This is a genomic window from Pedobacter sp. BAL39, from assembly GCF_000170795.1.
Taxonomy (GTDB): Bacteria; Bacteroidota; Bacteroidia; order Sphingobacteriales; family Sphingobacteriaceae; genus Pedobacter.
The window spans coordinates 261,820-281,020 of sequence record NZ_ABCM01000005.1 but is presented as its reverse complement, the minus strand read 5'-3'; the positions used below and the strand labels follow the sequence as shown (position 1 = coordinate 281,020).

Below are 19,201 nucleotides of genomic sequence, written 5' to 3'. Positions count from 1 at the left end.
AACTAAAATGCAATTATAGTGTACTGCCTGAAGGGGCTATACACTATACATTTGCTCTATCCAAATATAATCACAGATGAAAAGAAAGCTACACTTCGCTTTGGGTTTAGTACTACTCATGGTATTTTCAGGCTTCAGTGTCCTGGCCCAGACCAAACTTACAGGAAAGGTGACCGATGAAAGTAATCAGCCCTTCCCGGGGGTGGTCATCCAACAGTTAAATACAACCAATAAAACTTCTACCGATGTGAACGGTAACTACAGCATTACACTTCGCGCTGAAGGTGGAGCTTCGCTCGTGTTTAGCTATGTTGGCTATAACAGTGTTACGCTGCCATATACGACGAACGCCGTATTGAATGTTTCGCTCAAGCCGAGCACGTCTGACCTGAATGAGGTGGTGGTGGTAGGTTACACTTCGCAGCGTAAAGGATCTATTTCCGGTGCGGTGGGCACACTAAATATGGAGGACGGGCAGAAACGCCGCGTGGCTGACGTGTCGCAGATGTTGCAGGGCCAGGTGTCCGGCGTGCAGGTGACGCAGAGCACGGGCGCTCCTGGTGATCCGATCAACATCCGCATTCGTGGTGAAGGAACCATTGGCGATAACAGTCCGCTTTTTGTGGTGGACGGCACGCCTACCAAAGATATTTCCTTTTTAAATCCATCAGATATTAAAACCCTCACCGTCCTGAAAGACGCCGCTTCTGCTTCTATTTATGGTTCCAGGGCTGCCGGGGGTGTGGTGGTGATTACGACAAAACAGGGCGCAGTTGACCGCTCATCGTTGGAGCTGAATTACTTTAATGGCATTCAGCAGGTAACAAACCTGCCCACCTTGCTAAACACAGCACAATATCTGGATAAACAGGAGCGCGCGTGGATCAATGGAGGAAATGCAGGTGCAAACCCATACACGGCAGCGAAAAGCAGGACAGACCTGGCAGATACGGACTGGCTGGATGAGCTTTTTGAAACCGGAAGGTCGCAGAGTGCACAGCTTACCGCAAGCGGGGGCAGTGAAAAGGTGCAGTACCTGTTGTCTGGCGCCTATTATAAACAGAACGGAATTGTGGTGTACGACAATGACCAGTATGAGCGTTTTAACTTCCGCGCGAACATCAATGCCAACCTGACTGACAGGTTTAAGATGGGAACCAATTTTCAGATGTCTTCGGCAAGGCAGGACTGGTTGTCGTCGAAAGGAGATGCGCCAGGCATCATCCGTCACGCACTTCTGAGGCCACCGTTATTATCGGTTTATAAAGATCCTTCGGATCCTACTTATAAGGCAAATGATCCTTTTACAGACCTGCCTTTTTATGCCAACAACAACAGCAATGGCGGCTGGAATCCTTATTTTGAGCGGTCATCAAATCCTATTGCACTTGCCTACTATGCAAATGACAAAAGAAACAATGTGAAAACATTCGGTAATGCCTATGCGCAGTACGCATTTCTGGGCGATAAGTCGCTGACATTAAGAACAAACCTGGGTGTTGACCTGAACTTTCTGCACAACAAACGTTTTCTTCAGAACTTCGGTGATGATGACGGTGGGGGTGGCAGCTTAGATGTGGGCAAAGGCATGGGGCGCCAGAACAGGCCCAATGGCTTAAACGAAGAGCGTGGACAGGAGTTGAACCTTACCTGGAACAATACGCTGAACTATGTGAAAACCATTGGTAAACATTCCATAAATGCATTGGTGGGATCTGAATACATCAAAAATACCTCTTCTGCAATATCTGCCTCACGTGCCAGATATGACTATACCTCTGGCAGCTTTCAGTACATAGACTTCGGAGGCACAGCTGCGGACCTCTGGAATGGGGGGAATGCCGGCGAATGGGCACTCTTCTCTTTATTTGGTTCTGTAACGTATGAGTATGATGCCCGTTATATGCTTACCGCCAATCTTCGTGCAGATGCATCTTCACGATTTGGGGAGAACAACCAATGGGGGTATTTCCCTTCTGTATCCGCAGGCTGGGTGATTTCCCAGGAGTCTTTCCTGAAAGAGGCTTCCTGGATTTCCAACCTGAAGCTCCGCGCCAGCACGGGAAAGCTCGGCAATCAGCAGATTCCCAATTATGCTTACCTGAGTACAATGATTAAAGACGGCGATGGTTATTCGTTGAACCGCTATGGTAATCCCGACCTGAAATGGGAAACCACCTCGCAGCATAATATTGGCCTGGACTTTGGTTTTCTCAACAACAACCTGTCTTTCTCCGCTGATTATTTTATCAAGAACACCTCAGGTATCCTGCTGCAGCTCAGCCTGCCGGAGATGGTAGGCTCAGTAAGTCCCACCTATGTAAATGCGGGCAAGGTGAGGAACAAAGGATTCGAGTTCTCTGCAAACTATCGTAACCGTATTGGCGATTTCAATTACAGTATTAATGGAAATATGGCAACATTGAACAATGAGGTGTTACAGTTACACCCTAATTTGCCTACCCTAAGTGGACCTTTTACCCGGACTGTTCCGGGACAACCGTTGAACGCCTTCTTCGGCTATCGTATGGAGGGCATCTATCAAACTGCAGCAGAGGTGTCGCAACATTTGTATGGCACGACCAACCCGAATCAGGTACCGGGAGATATCAAATTTGCTGACCTGAACGGTGATGGTCAGATCAATGATAATGACCGTACTTTCCTGGGTAATCCAATTCCTAAGGTGTCTTATGGGATGAACCTCTCCGGAAGTTACAAAGGCTTTGACCTTTCTGTATTTATGCAGGGTGTTCAGGGGGTAGATAAATATAACGACGCCAAGAAGATCACCAATTTTGATACCCGTCCGTTCAACTCATCGACTATGGTGCTGAACAGCTGGACAGGTCCTGGTACTTCCAACACCATGCCCAGGGTGAGTACCACTGATACTGGGACGAGCAGGGTATCCAGCCTATATGTGGAGGATGCATCCTACTTCAGGATCAAAAATGTGGAGCTCGGATATTCTTTCGGGTCAATGATCAAAAATAAGAAGTTGGGATTGCAGGATGTAAGGGTTTATGTATCAGGACAAAACCTGTATACCAGTACGAACTACACGGGCCTGGACCCGGAATCAGTAGATCAGATTGACATGGGAACCTACCCGCAGTCACGTGCCTTCCTTTTTGGTGTAAATGTTAAATTTTAAAAACGATATTCAGATGAAACGATTATATATATCCCTGTTTGCGGTCACACTGATGTTTGCTGCAGGTTGCAAAAAAGAACTTTATAAAGATCCGATTGGTTTGATCACCCCTGAGCAGGTGAGCACTGAACCGACCCTCAACACGGTAACCTCTGCGGTAGACGCCTCATACCGGATGCTGTCGTATACGCTGAACCTGATGGGAAACTGGGACTGGGCCGGCGGCAAGGTAATAAGACCCGATATTATTCTTCAGGACATTGCAGGTGGTGATGTTCAGAAAAAGTGGAATCCGGATGGTGATCAGCCCTGGATGGATGATATCGCTGCGTTCAGGTTTACTGCGGAGAATGGAGGGTTCAATGGCATCTGGGCCTTCAATTATCAGGGGATCTCTAAAGCCAATCTGGCGCTGAGCTACCTTACCGACGATGCGCTTGTGGCCAAAGTAGGAATGGATGCTACCTTAAGAAACCGTCTGCTGGGGGAAGCTTATTTTCTGAGGGCCTACTACTACTTTGACCTGGTGAATAATTTCGGCGATGTGCCCATCATTACAAAACCGCTGACTACTTTCAATGATGCTTATGAAGTAGCCAAGACAGTACCGCAGTCTGAAGCCTGGGCATTGATCAATGATGACCTGTCTAAAGCCAAGACTGCACTGCCTGCTGCGAAGTTCTCCAGCACCACCGAAAAGTGGCGGGTATCTAAGGGTGCCGTAATTGCGCTTCAGGCTAAAGTAGCATTGTATAACCAGCGCTGGGCAGATGTGATCTCTCTGGTTACGGAGCTGGAAGGAACAAACTTTTATAGCCTAAATGCAAATTACTTTGACAATTTTGCTGTCGACAAAGAATTTCTGGACAATGAAGTCATCTTTGCGTACGACCACATCTCCGGACAAACTGTTAGAAAAGGAAACGGCATCAGCGCATTGCTGGACTGGGGCTTTTTCGCGCCAACGACAGATTTTATCAATGCATTTGAGCCGAATGATCCGAGGCTTGCCTATACGGTCAATGTGGCAGATAAAAATGTAAACAAATTATTGGGGACCCTCAATGGTGTAAATAAGGGAAATGATGATGGACCGAGCAACAAAATCATGATCCGCATGGCCGATGTATTGCTTTGGAAAGCTGAAGCATATAATGAGACTGCAGCCTATGGTAATGCAATTGCCCTCATCAATCAGGTGAGGACACGTGCCCGTACCTCAGCTATTGCTGGCGGGGGCAATGCCCCGGCTGGGACCTTGCCCGACAGGCCTTCAACAACGGATAAGGCTCAGATCCAAGGGTGGCTCATGCAGGAGCGTCGTGTAGAGCTTGGTTTTGAAGCACAACGCCTGAACGATCTTAAGCGTTGGAAAACGGCAAAAACTGTACTTACAGCACTCGGCAAGAATTTCCAGGACCACAATTACCTGTACCCTGTACCGCAGGGTGAGGTCGATAAATCCGGAAAAGGAATTGTGCAGAATACAGGATACTAACTATTTCTAAGTGGGTTCCCGGAGCCTGGTATCGGGCTTCAGGGAACCCTCATGACCTTTTTTGAACGAACGATAAACTAATTCAGATGACAGATCAAGCCCTAAGATTTACCCAGAACCCACTCCTGTCTCCCAAAGACTTAAACCCAAGCCGCGAAGGACTGGAAATTACCTGTCTCCTCAATCCAGGAGTATTTACCTTTGAAAACAAAACCTGGCTGCTGGTGCGCGTGGCGGAGCGACCCGCACAACAGGAGGGCATCATTTCCTTTCCTGTGCTTACCGGTGATGGCATTGAAATTATAGAAATTGCTACCGCTGACCCCGATCTTGATGCCGGTGATCCACGTGTCATCCGCTATAAGGGTGTTGACTACCTCACTACCCTTTCACACCTTCGTATGTTATGCAGCGATGATGGCATTCATTTTTATGAGCCTGAGGGATATCCCTACCTCCAGGGCGAGACGACGCAGGAAGCCTTTGGCGTGGAAGACTGCCGCGTGAGCCTGATTGAAGGGACTTATCACCTTACCTACACTGCGGTGTCTGGCCAGGGGGTAGGTGTCGGCCTGCGTACCACCAAAGACTGGAAGCAGTTTGCATCCGAAGGGATGATCATTCCACCGCATAATAAAGACTGTGCAATCTTTGAAGAACGCATCAATGGAAAATACTATGCCTTGCACCGTCCGAGCAGTGTAGACCTGGGGGGCAACTACATCTGGATTGCAGAGTCCCCGGATGGCATCTATTGGGGCAAACATCAGTGTATCATCAGAACCAGGGAGGGGAGCTGGGACAGCGCCCGTGTGGGTGCAGGAGCTGCTCCCATAAAAACTGATCAGGGCTGGCTGGAGATTTACCATGGTGCGGATGCAGGTCACCGGTACTGCCTGGGCGCTTTTCTGTTAGATCTTGATGATCCCACAAAAGTGCTGGCGAGGACCGATGACCCGATTATGGTGCCTACTGCCGAATACGAGACCAGTGGTTTCTTCGGACATGTGGTCTTTACCAATGGCCATGTGGTAAACGGCGATGAGCTGACCATTTATTATGGTGCTGCGGATGAATTCGTCTGCGGGGCTAAATTTTCTATCGCTGAGTTGCTCAGCTCCTTAACCTATAGTCATGATCGCTAAGCTAAAAACAGAGATTGCTCACTTTAAATCGCAGTCACATAACTTCAAGGTACTCACGCTCACCAACATGATCTACAGCATTGTACTTCCCGTGATCGACATTTTTGTTGCGGCCTACGTCATGCGCAGCTCTAATGACCCAGTGAAGGTAGTTGTCTATCAGCTGACCATTTATACGGGGATCCCACTGACTTTCCTGATTAACGGCTGGCTGCTTAACCGTTTTCCGATTAAGACCTTGTACTCCCTGGGAATGATCCTCAGCGGGGTGTCGATGATGATCATGATGTCTTTGAAGACTCTTGATATTATGGGAATTGGGATTGCAGGGATCGTGATGGGCATGTCCTTTGGCTTTTACTGGGCAAACAGGGACTTCCTGGCACTGGCAATGACAGATGATAAAAACAGAAATTACTATTATGGGCTGGAGACTTTCTTTTATACCATCATCGCCGTTGTAATTCCAGTACTCATCGGCTGGTTTATTGAAGTTTCCGGCAATCATGGAGATGCCAAGCTTGCCTATAAAATTGTGACCGGAATCGTTTTTGCCATTACTGTAGGGGCCTCTGTGATGTGTTTCACGGGGAAATTTACGAATCCCATCAATAAAAAATTCCTTTATTTTAAGTTCGACCCCTACTGGAACAAACTGATGTTCCTGGCGGTATTGAAAGGTCTGGTGCAGGGCTTTCTGGTGACCGCCCCGGCGATGCTCATTATGTTGCTGCTGGGCAAGGAGGGCGCGCTGGGCACGGCACAGTCCGTTGGGGCGATTTTTGCCGCCATCCTGATGTATATCATTGGCCGCAAGACCGGGCCTGAACACCGGATCTATGTCTTCGGAACGGGCCTGGTCCTGTTCACCATTGCTGCCCTGATCAATGGTATCCTGTTTAATGAAACCGGGGTGATCCTTTTCATGCTGTTCCTGCTGCTGGCAAAACCGCTGCTGGACCTGGCTTATTTTCCCATTCAGTTTAGTGTGATTGACATCCTCACGAAAAAAGAAAAGAGGAGTGAGTTTGCCTATATCCTGAATCATGAAGGCGGACTGTATCTGGGCAGGCTTACCGGAGCTGGAACATTCTTGTTGCTGGCCTATTATTTTTCTAATGAAGTTGCCCTGCGTTATGCGATTATTATTGTTGCTGTATTGCAGCTCAGCTCTTTCTGGGTAGCCAAAGACATCATTAGAAAAGGCAGGTTAATAACCGAATCAATGGATCACGAGTCGGAGGCGGCGGCCAAGACCGTCACGCCCATACCAGATATTGTATAACAACACCTGCTGCCAGTCAGCGAATAAACCTTTATTTTAGGGCAGCAATTGCTTTGCGTAACTGCTGCCCCCATCAGCGTTGCGCTGGTGGGGGCACAAATGAAAATAACTATGAGATTTAAACTAATTGTTCCATTCACCTTTCTGTTCTTATGTTTCATTGGTCAGAACCAGGCACAGGTAAAACAGGTCCGCGTCAGTCGTGTTGATGCCATGGCGGACCTTCCCCAACCACTGAAAATTATCAGCTGGAAAGATATGGCCCTGAATTTTGATAAAACCATTTATGATTTTAAGGCTACCGGCGACCATTGGCCGATGGTATGGATGGACAGTACCAATAAAAATTTTGCACAGCCTGTAATGGGTATGTATACTGCAGTAGGAGATGTACGACAGGGCAAGGCAAACAAGGGAATGTTTCATGAGGCCTTAGCAAATATGGGGGCTGTGTTGGGTGCTACGTTGGTGGGTATTGATAAGAGCAACCAGCATGGCTTAAACTATGTTGGGATGCTGAAGAACTACTTCAACAAAGATACGGGATGGAACATTATGATGAACAATACCGCACCTGAGGTGGCTTTGTTGGGCGGCGGTTACGGACGCGACTGGTGGTATGATGTTTATCCAAATGTGCTCTTTTATGCGATTTATGATCAGTATCCGTCACAGCCTGAATTTGAAGTCATGGCCAGGTCCATTGCCGAGAAATTCTTCCAGGCAGATTCCATCCTGAAAGGAAACTACAACTACTCCTTTTTTGATTACGGAAAGATGGTGCCAATGCGAAACCAGATTTGTGCACAGCCGGATGCTGCCGCAGGACATGCCTATGTATTGTATGCTGCCTATAAAAAATTTGGAGACCCAAGGTACCTCAAAGGTGCCATCAGTGCGATGAAGGCGCTGGAGAGTCAGCCTATAAACCCTACGTATGAGTTGCTGATGCCTTTCGGCGCTTACCTTGCGGCAGCAATGAATGCAGAGCAGGGAACGACGTTTGACATTCAGAAGATGATGAACTGGACGTTTGATGGGACGGCAGTTTGCCGTGAGGGATGGGGGTTCCTGGTGGGTAACTGGAATGGGATTGACATCTCCGGAACAGTAGGCAGCACTGTGGACCATGGTGGATATGCATTCCTCATGAATACGTTTGACGCCGCCTGGCCGCTGGTCCCCTTGGTGCGCTATCAGCCAAAATATGCTAATGCAGTTGGCAAGTGGATGCTCAATGCGGTGAATGCTTCGAGGTTCTTTTATCCGCAGTATATGCCTGAAGAACACCAGACGATCCCAGAGCTGTCAGCAGTGACCAAAAATGTAATTGCCTATGAAGGATTTTCAAAGTCATCTACGTTTGATACCTTGTATACTGGTCTGAAAGGCCCGGTTGCGCAGGGGGATGGCCCTAAATGGGTGCCCGGAAAAAATCCGGAGGTTTCGCAGTTCAGCGTTTATGGTAGCGGACATGTCGGTATCTTTGGAGGTATTGTGAAGGAGAGCAATGTAAAGGGAATTCTTGGTCTTGATTTATTGGCCACCGACTTTTATCATGCTAGAGCATTTCCAAGTTACCTGTTTTATAACCCTTATGATGCTTCCAAAAGTATCCGCTTTGAAGTTCCTGAAAAAGGAACAAGAGTGGACCTTTACGATCTTGTTTCCCAGAAATTTCTTGCCCGAAATGTTACCTCAGCGGTAAAGGTAAAGATTGATGGAAAGCAGTCGGTGGTATTGGTATGCGTGCCCGCAGGGATGCAAACTGTGGTCAAAAACGGCAGGTTAATGGTTGATGATGTAGTACTGGATTATCATCAGCAAAAACAGTAAAATCAAGATTTTTTTTTAATATTGGCGCTATGATCATAGCTCCTTTCTTAAAATCAACTTTTTTCCGACGGGCATCTGCGGGTATATTGCTCGCAGTCTTGTCTGTATTGTCGTCATGTAATTCCGAACAAAAGGCTAAAACCAGTGATACTGCCAGTGTGAAAAATGATGATACCGTGATTGTTGACGGTAGCTCCCTGGCTACTCCTGCAGCACCATTGAAAAGCGATTCTTCTGCTCTTGTTAAGGGCATAATCTCAGAGCTTGACAGGATGAACCAGGCATTTGTAAAACATGATGTCGCACAGATCACGAGCTTTTTTGATTTTCCTATTCACGATACTGCGCTGGTGTTCTTTGAGATCAATCCAGAATTTGACGCGCAGTACAAAGCAAATGGAAATAAGGTGAGCCGGGCGATGTTCAGTAAACACTATTCCCGGATTGAAGAGTTTCACTCCATGACTGAGTTTATCCCGTTGTTTAAATACCTTAAACCCGAAGGGCTGCTCAAATCGAACATGGTTGAGCATGAGCACCGCGTAAAGAATGATGGCTGTTATTATTTCTACAGCATCAGGAGGCAAGGGGCCACAGTGATCTTAACCTACGGCACCAACACCTCCTCAGCATACGTCAATCCTGATCCTGAGGAGGGAGAAGTTTGCGGCGAATATGCAGGAACCTGGTTTTTTGAGTTCCGTGATGGGAAACTGCACTTTGTGAAACAGATGACCGCTGGCTAGATTGGTTCTTCTATTTGGCTTTTACAGGTGCCGCGGTGGCGTAAATGAAATTGTGCAGTGACTTCGTGGTCGTTTTCAAATCAGTAGTCAGGTACCAGATCTTATCGATGGTTTTGCCAAGACTTTCCTTATCCAGTGGAAATCGTGCCTGATCAATGACCTTACTTTGGGCGTTCATGATGCTGCCCGCAAAGCTGAGCAGCGTAAAATTCTGCATGCTTGTTTCCAGGTTTGGCAGTACTTGTGAAGCAAATGCAGGTAGTGCCTGTTGTCCTGAGCTTTTCATCTTGCTGAATATGGAAACGAGTACTTTTCGTTGTCGCTCCGTCCGCTCATAGTCGCCCCTGCCCACAGCCCTGATCCTGGTATAGGCAACAGTTTGTTTGCCATTGAGTGGTTGCATACCAACCGCATTTACGTGTACTGCGGGCATCTTTTCATAGATCGCAAGTTCGTCCAGGTAGTTGTTCAGCACTGGCAGCTCCGCAGGTTTAAGGTCGACAGAGATGCCGCCGAGTGCATCTACAATGCGGGCAGCACTGTAGAAATCTACATTCATGTAGTCGCTGATGTCCATGTCAAAGTTCTGGTTGATGGTTTTGATGGCGAGCTGCGGTCCGCCAAGTGCATAAGCTGCATTGATTTTGTCCATGCCGTGCGCTTCAATGTTCACATAGGTATCGCGCATGATGGATGCCATTTTCACCTTCCCTGAAATCTTATCAATGGAGATGATCATGATGACATCCGAGTTGCCTGCTTCCTCTGCCGTTCTCCTGTCTACTGCAAAAAGTGCAATGTTAACAGGTGGATTTGTCATTGCTTTGATCTTTTGCTGTACTTTTTCACTAATTCCCAGTGCTGCAGGAGTTCTGTTAAGGGGAGTTTGTTTTTGCCGTGGCACACCTTGCTCAATTTGAGTAGTCGTTTGCGGTTTGTCGATCTGTGCGAAGAGTGTTGTGCTGGATATGAGCATCAATACAAAGAGAGAAATTCTGCGTTTGATGTGTTTATGACCTGATTTTAATGACATTGGGAAGGCTGTATTTAGTAAAGGTGATCCAAATATAATACCGGTATGAAAAACCAGGGTGCGTATTTTTTTATGCACTAGATGTTACCTACTTTTGGATTTATGATTTTAAACCAACCGCATAAGATTGCAGTGATTGGATTGGGATATGTGGGCTTGCCGCTGTCCATTGCTTTTGCTGATCAATATCCTGTACTGGGTTTTGATATTGACGAAACCAGAATCCGTCAGCTGGCGGCTGGGGAGGATGTGACGAAGGAGGCTGATTTGACAGAGTTGGAACTTCATATCCAAAGAGGCCAGGTTACGGATGGGACAGGATTGAGGTTTTCTTCTGATGTGGAGGAGCTGCGGAACTGTAATGTTTATATTGTTACTGTTCCAACACCAATCAACAAATTTAAGTCACCGGACCTGGGCCCACTGCTTAAAGCTTCGGAGATGATCGGCAAAGTGTTGAAGCCTGGTGATGTGGTCATTTATGAATCGACGGTATATCCTGGATGTACAGAAGATGATTGCGTGCCAGTTCTCGAACGGTCGTCGTCGTTAAAGTTCAATGAAGACTTTTATTGCGGTTACTCCCCCGAGCGGATCAATCCCGGCGACCGCGTCAACACATTGACAAAGATAAAAAAGGTGACTTCAGGATCTACTCCTGAGGTAGCCATTCTCGTGGATCAGCTATATGCGAAAATCATCAAGGCCGGCACTCACCTGGCACCGAGCATTAAAGTGGCGGAGGCATCAAAAGCGATTGAAAATGCACAGCGTGATGTGAATATCTCTTTTATCAATGAGTTGGCATTGATCTTCGACCGGATTGGAATAGACACTACCGACGTCATTGAAGCGGCGGCAACAAAGTGGAATTTTTTAAGATACAAACCAGGGCTTGTAGGTGGGCATTGTATAGGTGTGGATCCCTATTATCTTGCACATAAAGCGGAATCATTGGGTTATCATCCTCAGGTTATCCTTTCCGGGCGCCGGGTAAATGACAACATGGGGATGTTTGTGGCCAATAAGGTAGTAAAAATGATGATCAGTAAAGGCGATTCCATTAAGGGTGAAAGCGTTTTAATCCTTGGGTTCGCATTTAAGGAAAACTGTCCGGACATCCGCAATACCCGAGTGATCGACATTTATCAGGAGCTGCAGCAATTCGGAATGAAGGTGGATGTATATGATCCATGGGCTGATGTTAACCTCGTTGAGGCTGAATATAAGATCAAGTTGTTGCCAATGTTGTCTGATAAAAGGTACAAAGCGGTAATTATTGCAGTCGCTCATGAGGAATTCCTCCGCGTCGACTATGAGAAGTATCGTGAAGGTGGCGCGTTAGTATTTGATACTAAGTCTTTTATAGATCGAAAACTAACTGATGCGAGACTTTAATTAAACTTGTGAGATAATTTTAGTTGTGGCACGTTTTTAGCATTTATTCAAAAAATATTGTATCTGATATTGTAGCCTTTTTGTTGGAAGTTAAGATTATTCCGGTAAATTAGAACGATTTAAATTGGATCCGGGGGGACTTAAATGAAAAGAAACTTACTAATTGTCTTTTTAGTATTGATACATATCGCGGTGTTTGCTCAGCGCGATGCAGACTACAATTATTCTATCGGCGTCAGGGGCTATAGTTTGATGCAATTGCCCAAGGTCATGAATGAGACCAACAGCAGCAAAACTACTTCCACTTATTTTAACGGCGGTGTTTTTAAGTTCAATGACAACCAGATCAGCTACCGCATCAGCGGGAGCTACCTTAAAGCATCCAAGCGTTTTTTTAACGACTGCAGTACCTGTGCGGAGATCAACGGTGATGTTACCGATTACTTCTTCAAGGTGGGGTTTGAAAAAAGCCTGAATTTTTCCAGAATACAGCCTTACATTGGTCTGGATCTGGGTTATCGTTTCAATAAATATGAGGGCATTTCCCGGAATATAAATACGATGAGGGCTGATGCCGGAATGTCGACGGCTCCGCGAGATGTTAAAGCTACAAAATCAGGTTTGCTGGTATCTCCATTATTAGGTATTAAAATCAATCCAATATCCATTCTATCTGTTTTTGCAGAAGTTAACCTGGACTACTTTTATTCTTATGAACGCCAGGATGCCGTCACGCAGGATCTGGAAAACACCAGAACACTAACGAAGACGCACCAGTCGGAATACCTCATTAACCCTGTATCTGTGGGTATCTTGCTGCATTTAGGTAGTAACAAATAGAAAATTTCTCGTGTAGTTTTATGTAAATAGCTAACTAGTAGCTGTTTTAAGAATGAATAATTTGAATAAACAATTGCATAGCGCTAATGTTTAAATTGTGCAGGATCCGTATTTCCTGAAAAACCAAATATAAAGTTGGATTAGTCAGCGGTGATGTCTGATCAGAAGGGGAGCTGAATGAGCAATCAAAACTATTATAATTTATTCGAAAATTCGCCATTGCCTATGTGGGTATTTGACGTGGAGACCTTTGCATTTCTGGATGTGAATCTGGCGGCAATAGCGCTCTATGGCTACGAGAGGGAGGAATTTCTGCAGATGACACTTCTGGATATCAAAGCTGTCGAGGATGCTGATAGTTTATCACGGATGTTAGGAGATCAGCCTTGTGGGGCAGGGTATTTCAAGGGACTGTCTGTGCACATCAAAAAAGGTGGGTACAACATCAATGTATCTGTAGAAAGTAATGCTGTTGATTTTGATGGCCGTGCCGCAAGGGTGGTGCTGATCACCGACATTACGGAAAAACTAAAAGCTGAAGAAGCATTGCAGTTTAGTGAGAAGCGCTTCAAGGCATTGGTACAGGAAGGGGCTGACCTGATTGCCATCATTGACCTGAATCTGGTCTACAAATATGTGAGTCCAACCTCTACAACTGTTCTCGGTATCCCACCCGAAAATTTTATCGGTCGCACTGCGGCTGATTTTATCCATCCTGAGGATTTACCTGAGGTTTCGAGGCTGGCAGGGATGCTGGCCACACATCACCAGGTACATATAGGTCCATATCGTTTCATGGATAATAAGGGAGAGTGGCGTTGGATAGAAACAAGGGCCACGAATCTGACCGAGGATGAGCATATAGGTGGGATTGTCTGCAACTCTACAGACATCACCGAGCGTATGGAGGAAGAGCATTGGTTAAAATTGCTGGAGTCTGTTGTGATCAATACCACCGATGGCGTGATGATTACAGATGCCAATGCCCTTGACGGGCCAAAAATCATTTACGTTAATGATGCCTTGGTTCAGATGTCCGGTTTTTCAAGGACTGAGCTGGTTGGAAGCAGTCCGAGTATTTTTCATGCGCATGATGATGCTCAGGAGGGCTTGAAACGGATTGAGAATGCTGTTCATAAAAAAATCCCTTGTACATTGGAACTGGTAAATTACACCAAGTCGGGGGTGTCTTATGCCATCAGTATGAATGTCTGCCCGGTTACAGATACCAATGGTGAGGTCACGCACTGGGTTTCTATACAGCGGGACATCACTGAAAACCGAGATTACATCCAGGAGATTGAGGATCAGAATAAGCGGTTAAAAACTATAGGATGGATGCAGTCGCACCTGGTGCGGGATCCATTGGTGAGGATCATCTCCCTAACAGATATTCTTCAGAATGGATGCACTGGAGAGGATCACGGGAAGCTGCTTAGCTACCTGAAAAAGTCGACAGCAGAGCTGGACGCGATCATCCAGGAGATCAATAAAAATACAAACGACATCGCGGAGATGGACCCTGATCAGCACGTGATGCTCATGAACGAAAGACGTTTTCAGCTGTTCATGGACGAGCTGCCTGGATTGTGTTGGATCATAGACCGCCACGGTATTCTGAAGTATGCCAATAAATGCTTTTTGGAATCCAACAACCTCACCAGAGCAGTGATTGGAAAAAGTTATGAGGAAGTGTTCGGGGTAGACATTGCCAGGATTGCCTACCTGAGCAATCAGGAAGTGTTGGACTTGAATGAGAGCAAGGCGTATTACCAATCAAGAAGGGGCAGTAGTGGGCATCTTCAATATTTTAAAACCTATAAGTTCCCTTTTAGAGATGTTGATGGAGAAGACAGCCTCGTAGGTGCCATCTCTTTCAACATTACTGAACGCCGGAAACTCGAGGAGGAGTTGTATCAAAGTGAGGCGCAGTTCCAGCAAGCCTTTGAGCATTCTCTCATAGGTATGGCCATCATCAGCCCACAGGGGCGCTGGGAGCGTGTGAACTCTAGTCTTTGTAGTATTCTTGGGTATGAGGCATCGGAATTGACGAACATGACCATCCAGGACATCACCCATCCTGATGATCTCCAGGACAGCATGTCTATACTGAAAGATCTTGCCTCGGGAAAGATTTCCGAATATAAATATGAAAAAAGATATGTTCATAAAGATGGGCATATGATATGGGTGGTGATCGCTGCTACGATGCTGAACGATAGTGCCGGTGAACCGCTTCACTATGTGTCGCAGATAGAAGACATCACCAATAGAAAACATATTGAGAATGATCTGGTGCTGAGTGAAAAGAAGTACCGTACTATTTTTGAAAACGTCCAGGATGTTTTTTATCAAACAGATCCGCAGGGCATCATTACAGAAATCAGCCCGTCCATCGAGCAATATTCCGGGTATCCGCGACTAGAGATTGTGGGTCAGTCTGTCGTGCATTTTTATTACTATCCCCAGGATCGGGAACGTATCATGCAGGAGTTGATCAGCAAGGGCTCGGTGATTGACTTTGAAGTAAGGTTGAAAACTAAAAACGAGGAACTTCGCTATGCTTCCGTTAACGCAAGAACCCTTATCGAGGATGGTGTAGTAAAAGGTACTGAGGGAAGTATGCGGGATGTTACGGTGAGGAAGTTTCAGGAGAACGCGCTGAAAGCGTTGAATACCGAACTGACAGCATCAAATGACCAGAAAAGTAAGCTACTGTCGATCATTGGTCATGACCTGAGGAATCCGATCTCGGGAAGCTTACAGCTGCTGAACCTCACACTGATGGATTTCGAGTCCAGTAGTGCCGAAGATGTACAAAATTACCTGTCCATGATGAGAGCGGAGCTATTTAACGCCAACAACCTGTTAGAAGACCTGCTTGCCTGGGCAAAGTCTCAATTTGAGTCGGTCAGTTTTAATCCCGTTCAGATTCAGGATTTAAAAGGGCTGATCGACAAATGTATGCAGACCATTCTTCCCATGGCTTCAAAAAAGGAGATTGATATGCAGCTTTATGTTGAGGATGGACTGCAGGTGAAGGCTGATACCGCGATGCTGGAAACTATTATTCGTAACTTGCTGTCAAATGCAGTGAAATTTACGCAGTCGGGAGGCAAGGTACTGTTGGGTGCCTTCGAAGATGAAATTGGAGTTACATTTTCTGTAAAAGACAACGGTGTGGGCATTCCTGCGATAAAACAGGAGGAATTATTCAATAAAAACTCGAACTATACCACCTTTGGTACCTCAGGTGAGAAAGGTACCGGGCTGGGGCTGAGTTTATGTTTTGATTTTGTGGTCAAACACGGCGGGATGATGTGGGTGGAAAGTGATGAGGGGTTAGGAGCAACCTTTTATTTCACCCTTCCCACCCAGCGTATTTAAGCTTCTTCCGGAGTTTGTGTTTTCCAGGCTGCGGTACCTGCCGATGGAACCTTTATGGTGGTAGTGTCTTTGCGTTTGCCTTCTGGTCCCTGAAGGTCTTCAGCTACTTGTCTAACATGCTCACGCAGGTCTTCAATGGCTTGGTTTCCGGAGGCCTCAATGTGTTTCTTTGCTGCAGTAAATTTAGATTTGATGCGGGAGAAGACATCTTCCGCGCCTTCAGCTACCTGATTTCGGATTTCTTTTCCTTTACGTGGGGCGAATAGTACACCCAGGGCTGCGCCGACTGCTACTCCGGCGATCAGTGCTACGGCACTTAGTGCATTGTTGTCTTTCATAACGGATGATTTTATTAGCTAACAACCGGCATGCATTAAAGTTGGAAGTTTTTTTCGTCTGTTATCTGGTGCCATGCTTCAGTAAGCGCTGAAAGAGGTCTTCAGGAGCAAAGGGCTTACTAAGGAAGTCATTCATTCCTACAGTAAATACCCTGTCTTTGGCATCAAGCATGGCAGAAGCAGTAAGTGCAATGATGGGCAAATTCTTATATTTTTCATCCGGGAGGCTTCTGATGGCTATGGTCGCATCATAACCGTCCATTTCCGGCATCTGAATGTCCATGAGTACCACGTCATAATCTTGTTTAATCACCTGTTCCAAGGCAAGCCTGCCATTTTTAACGACATCGTAGGACACCTCCCATAACCTCATGAATTGCTTCATCAGCAGGATGTTGACTTCATTGTCTTCCGCAAGAAGAATACGCATGCCCTTGAGGTTTGCCTTTTCTGTCGCTGTATCAGTTTTTGGTACATCAGGGAGCAGCTGTTTTCCATTTTGAAAGGTCAGCCTGAACTGGAAGGTACTGCCTTCGTTGAGTTTGCTGGTTACGCTCAATGAACCGCCCTGAAGCTCTATCAGTTGTTTGGTGATGGAAAGACCGAGGCCTGTGCCTCCATATTTCCTGTTGGTGTCGGAGCTTGCCTGCGTGAAGCGGTCAAAGATGTCGGCAATTCTGTCTTCTGCGATGCCAATTCCCGTGTCTGCGATTTCAAAGCAGATGGTAATGTGTTCCAGGTCTTCGTGCTCCTTCCAGACGTCGATGCTCACGCTACCCGAGGAGGTGAACTTGATGGAATTCGTGATGAGGTTGATGAGGATCTGTCCCAGCCTGACCGGGTCACCAACAATACTGTTGATGATGGATTGATCAACAGTAAGGGTGAGTTCCAGGCCCTTGTCGCGGGCAGCCTGCATGAAAGTTTTTCTGATTTTTTCGAGCAGTTCCGGCAGGTTAAAGCCGATCATTTCGAAGCTGATTTTTCCCTCCTGGATCTTGCTGAAGTCGAGAATGTCATTGATGAGTACAAGCAGGTTTTCGCCGGAAAATTTCAGCAAATTCAGGTATTCCAGCTGTTCCTGTGCAGGGTTATTCTGAAGCAATAAGTTCGTGAAGCCAATCACCGCATTCATTGGCGTACGGATTTCATGGCTCATTGTCGAAAGGAATTCTGACTTGGCGTTTGCAGCCTGCTCAGCAACAACTTTGGCATTGATCAGCTCCTGTTCTGCAATTTTCCTTCTGGTAATGTCTATGATTGCACCATAAAGCCTGATCACGGCCCCATTCTCATCCTTGACTGGCTTGGCAATCGCATTGATGTACCTGATTTGCTGCTGCGGCAGAAGAATGCGAAGGTCGAAATTTGAAGCTTTGCCACTGCGGATGACTTTTTGAATTTGTTCCTGATATAAGGCCCGGTCTTCGTGATGTAGCATCCGTCCAAATGTCAACGTATTGATGCCTTCATCCTTCGGTTCGAGTCCAAAGATTCGAAAGGCTTCAGTAGACCAGTAGTTTCTTCCGGTCAACAGGTCAGATTCCCAACTTCCACTGTGCGTAAGACGTTGCGTTTCGTCAAGCATTTCCTCGTGGCGTTTCATCGTGTTCTTATCGTTCTTTAGGTCTGTGATGTCCTGCACAACGCCATATAACTTGTAGGGTATGTTATTTTTAAACATGGCCTTGCCAATGGCCCGGATCCATACGGAGTGGCCGGCAGCATTTATGGCCTGCAGTTCAAGGTCCCATGGAGTCCCATGGGTTGTTGCATTTTCCACAGCTGCTGATATGGCCAGATAAGAATCGGGACGATAATATTCATTCAGGGACCTTTCGTTGGGATCCCAGGAAGTATCCATGCCATATATTTTGTACATTTCTTCAGACCAACTGCGTTTATTGGTTTGAAGGTCCAGTTCCCAGACTCCGGTTTTAGTGAGTTTACTTGTCTCTTTATAGATCTCTTCATTGTGTTTACAAGTGGTGATGTCTGTGAAAACACTGTTGATGAATATCTGGCCGGATTGATCTTTAAAGGGCTTGCCCGCTGCAATTAACCATTTATTTTTGTTGCCAGACAGATGGAAGCAGCCCTCCCAGTTCCAGTTGGTCCCGGTGGCCAAGGCATGGTGAAGGCTGCTGGTAAGTGAAGACTGGTGGGCGGGGTTCAGTAAGCTTAAAAAGCTGCTGAATGAGCTTATTAGCTGTTCGGGTTTGATCTCTAATTCCTGTTCCAGCTGACGGTTTGCATAAGTGCAGTAGATTTCCCTGCCATTATTTGATAGCTGTAAAATAACCGAAGGTAGTTCCTCCAGCACAGAAAAATCGTTATTGGTCAAGGCCGACATATAATGGATCTAATCGTTTTATGCATATCCCTTTGCATTTACGTTGATGTATGCGATTTAGATGAATGCAGTTTACAAATCTTTTCCTGAATATATATTGTCCTTGAAACAAAAAATATCTGTTTTTGTTGGGTGCCAATTTAATGTGTTGATAATCAAGAGGTGTCTGGGAGCATGTTTTTATC

At 46.2% G+C, this 19,201-nt stretch carries 12 protein-coding genes; 9 read left to right on the top strand and 3 right to left on the bottom strand.

Annotated elements, in window-relative coordinates; genetic code table 11:
• Positions 1-76 precede the first annotated feature (76 nt).
• The 6 genes from PBAL39_RS09195 to PBAL39_RS09170 all read left to right on the top strand — a co-directional run bounded on the left by PBAL39_RS09195 (position 77) and on the right by PBAL39_RS09170 (position 9,667).
• Positions 77-3,157 (top strand): TonB-dependent receptor, encoded by a 3,081-nt coding sequence (locus tag PBAL39_RS09195; RefSeq protein WP_039866329.1) that lies wholly within the window; start codon positions 77-79, stop codon positions 3,155-3,157.
• A 13-nt stretch (positions 3,158-3,170) separates the two neighbouring features.
• Positions 3,171-4,655, top strand: coding sequence for a RagB/SusD family nutrient uptake outer membrane protein (locus PBAL39_RS09190; RefSeq protein ID WP_039866367.1), 1,485 nt, complete (start codon positions 3,171-3,173; stop codon positions 4,653-4,655).
• An 86-nt stretch (positions 4,656-4,741) separates the two neighbouring features.
• The gene (locus tag PBAL39_RS09185; RefSeq protein ID WP_008240594.1) at positions 4,742-5,800 is read left to right on the top strand and encodes a glycoside hydrolase family 130 protein; all 1,059 of its coding nucleotides are present in this window, start codon (positions 4,742-4,744) and stop codon (positions 5,798-5,800) included.
• The gene (locus PBAL39_RS09180; protein WP_008240593.1) at positions 5,790-7,085 is read left to right on the top strand and encodes an MFS transporter; all 1,296 of its coding nucleotides are present in this window, start codon (positions 5,790-5,792) and stop codon (positions 7,083-7,085) included. Before PBAL39_RS09185 ends, PBAL39_RS09180 begins: the two co-directional genes overlap by 11 nt.
• Before the next feature lie 111 nt (positions 7,086-7,196).
• Positions 7,197-8,921, top strand: a complete 1,725-nt coding sequence (locus tag PBAL39_RS09175; RefSeq protein ID WP_008240592.1) for a hypothetical protein — start codon at positions 7,197-7,199, stop codon at positions 8,919-8,921.
• A 29-nt stretch (positions 8,922-8,950) separates the two neighbouring features.
• Positions 8,951-9,667, top strand: a complete 717-nt coding sequence (locus PBAL39_RS09170; RefSeq protein ID WP_157273958.1) for a hypothetical protein — start codon at positions 8,951-8,953, stop codon at positions 9,665-9,667.
• A 10-nt stretch (positions 9,668-9,677) separates the two neighbouring features.
• On the opposite strand, the gene PBAL39_RS09165 is transcribed toward PBAL39_RS09170, so the two are convergent.
• The gene (locus PBAL39_RS09165) at positions 9,678-10,700 is read right to left on the bottom strand and encodes an LCP family protein (protein WP_008240590.1); all 1,023 of its coding nucleotides are present in this window, start codon (positions 10,698-10,700) and stop codon (positions 9,678-9,680) included.
• A gap of 102 nt (positions 10,701-10,802) precedes the next feature.
• Between PBAL39_RS09165 and PBAL39_RS09160 the strand changes: the two genes are divergently transcribed.
• The 3 genes from PBAL39_RS09160 (at position 10,803) to PBAL39_RS09150 (ending at position 16,325) form a co-directional block, all read left to right on the top strand.
• A complete protein-coding gene (locus PBAL39_RS09160; protein ID WP_039866364.1) occupies positions 10,803-12,098 on the top strand; it encodes a nucleotide sugar dehydrogenase in 1,296 nt (431 codons plus the stop codon).
• Between the two features lie 144 nt (positions 12,099-12,242).
• A complete protein-coding gene (locus PBAL39_RS09155) occupies positions 12,243-12,938 on the top strand; it encodes a hypothetical protein (RefSeq protein ID WP_008240587.1) in 696 nt (231 codons plus the stop codon).
• Positions 12,939-13,115: 177 nt separating this feature from the next.
• Positions 13,116-16,325, top strand: coding sequence for a PAS domain S-box protein (locus PBAL39_RS09150; protein WP_008240585.1), 3,210 nt, complete (start codon positions 13,116-13,118; stop codon positions 16,323-16,325).
• On the opposite strand, the gene PBAL39_RS24600 is transcribed toward PBAL39_RS09150, so the two are convergent.
• Together PBAL39_RS24600 and PBAL39_RS09140 are read right to left on the bottom strand one after the other, a co-directional pair.
• Positions 16,322-16,663, bottom strand: a complete 342-nt coding sequence (locus PBAL39_RS24600) for a YtxH domain-containing protein (protein ID WP_008240584.1) — start codon at positions 16,661-16,663, stop codon at positions 16,322-16,324. The two genes, PBAL39_RS09150 and PBAL39_RS24600, sit on opposite strands and share 4 nt — an antisense overlap.
• Before the next feature lie 61 nt (positions 16,664-16,724).
• Positions 16,725-19,016: a PAS domain-containing hybrid sensor histidine kinase/response regulator gene (locus PBAL39_RS09140; protein WP_008240582.1), complete on the bottom strand. Its 2,292-nt coding sequence runs from the start codon at positions 19,014-19,016 to the stop codon at positions 16,725-16,727.
• Positions 19,017-19,201: the final 185 nt, after the last annotated feature.

Excerpts from the sequence above, each read along its gene's own strand:
- PBAL39_RS09195 (WP_039866329.1), top strand. The coding sequence starts at position 77 with ATGAAAAGAAAGCTACACTTCGCTTTGGGTTTAGTACTACTCATGGTA.
- PBAL39_RS09190 (WP_039866367.1), top strand. The coding sequence starts at position 3,171 with ATGAAACGATTATATATATCCCTGTTTGCGGTCACACTGATGTTTGCT.
- PBAL39_RS09185 (WP_008240594.1), top strand. The coding sequence starts at position 4,742 with ATGACAGATCAAGCCCTAAGATTTACCCAGAACCCACTCCTGTCTCCC.
- PBAL39_RS09180 (WP_008240593.1), top strand. The coding sequence starts at position 5,790 with ATGATCGCTAAGCTAAAAACAGAGATTGCTCACTTTAAATCGCAGTCA.
- PBAL39_RS09175 (WP_008240592.1), top strand. The coding sequence starts at position 7,197 with ATGAGATTTAAACTAATTGTTCCATTCACCTTTCTGTTCTTATGTTTC.
- PBAL39_RS09170 (WP_157273958.1), top strand. The coding sequence starts at position 8,951 with ATGATCATAGCTCCTTTCTTAAAATCAACTTTTTTCCGACGGGCATCT.
- PBAL39_RS09165 (WP_008240590.1), bottom strand. The coding sequence starts at position 10,700 with ATGTCATTAAAATCAGGTCATAAACACATCAAACGCAGAATTTCTCTC.
- PBAL39_RS09160 (WP_039866364.1), top strand. The coding sequence starts at position 10,803 with ATGATTTTAAACCAACCGCATAAGATTGCAGTGATTGGATTGGGATAT.
- PBAL39_RS09155 (WP_008240587.1), top strand. The coding sequence starts at position 12,243 with ATGAAAAGAAACTTACTAATTGTCTTTTTAGTATTGATACATATCGCG.
- PBAL39_RS09150 (WP_008240585.1), top strand. The coding sequence starts at position 13,116 with ATGAGCAATCAAAACTATTATAATTTATTCGAAAATTCGCCATTGCCT.
- PBAL39_RS24600 (WP_008240584.1), bottom strand. The coding sequence starts at position 16,663 with ATGAAAGACAACAATGCACTAAGTGCCGTAGCACTGATCGCCGGAGTA.
- PBAL39_RS09140 (WP_008240582.1), bottom strand. The coding sequence starts at position 19,016 with ATGTCGGCCTTGACCAATAACGATTTTTCTGTGCTGGAGGAACTACCT.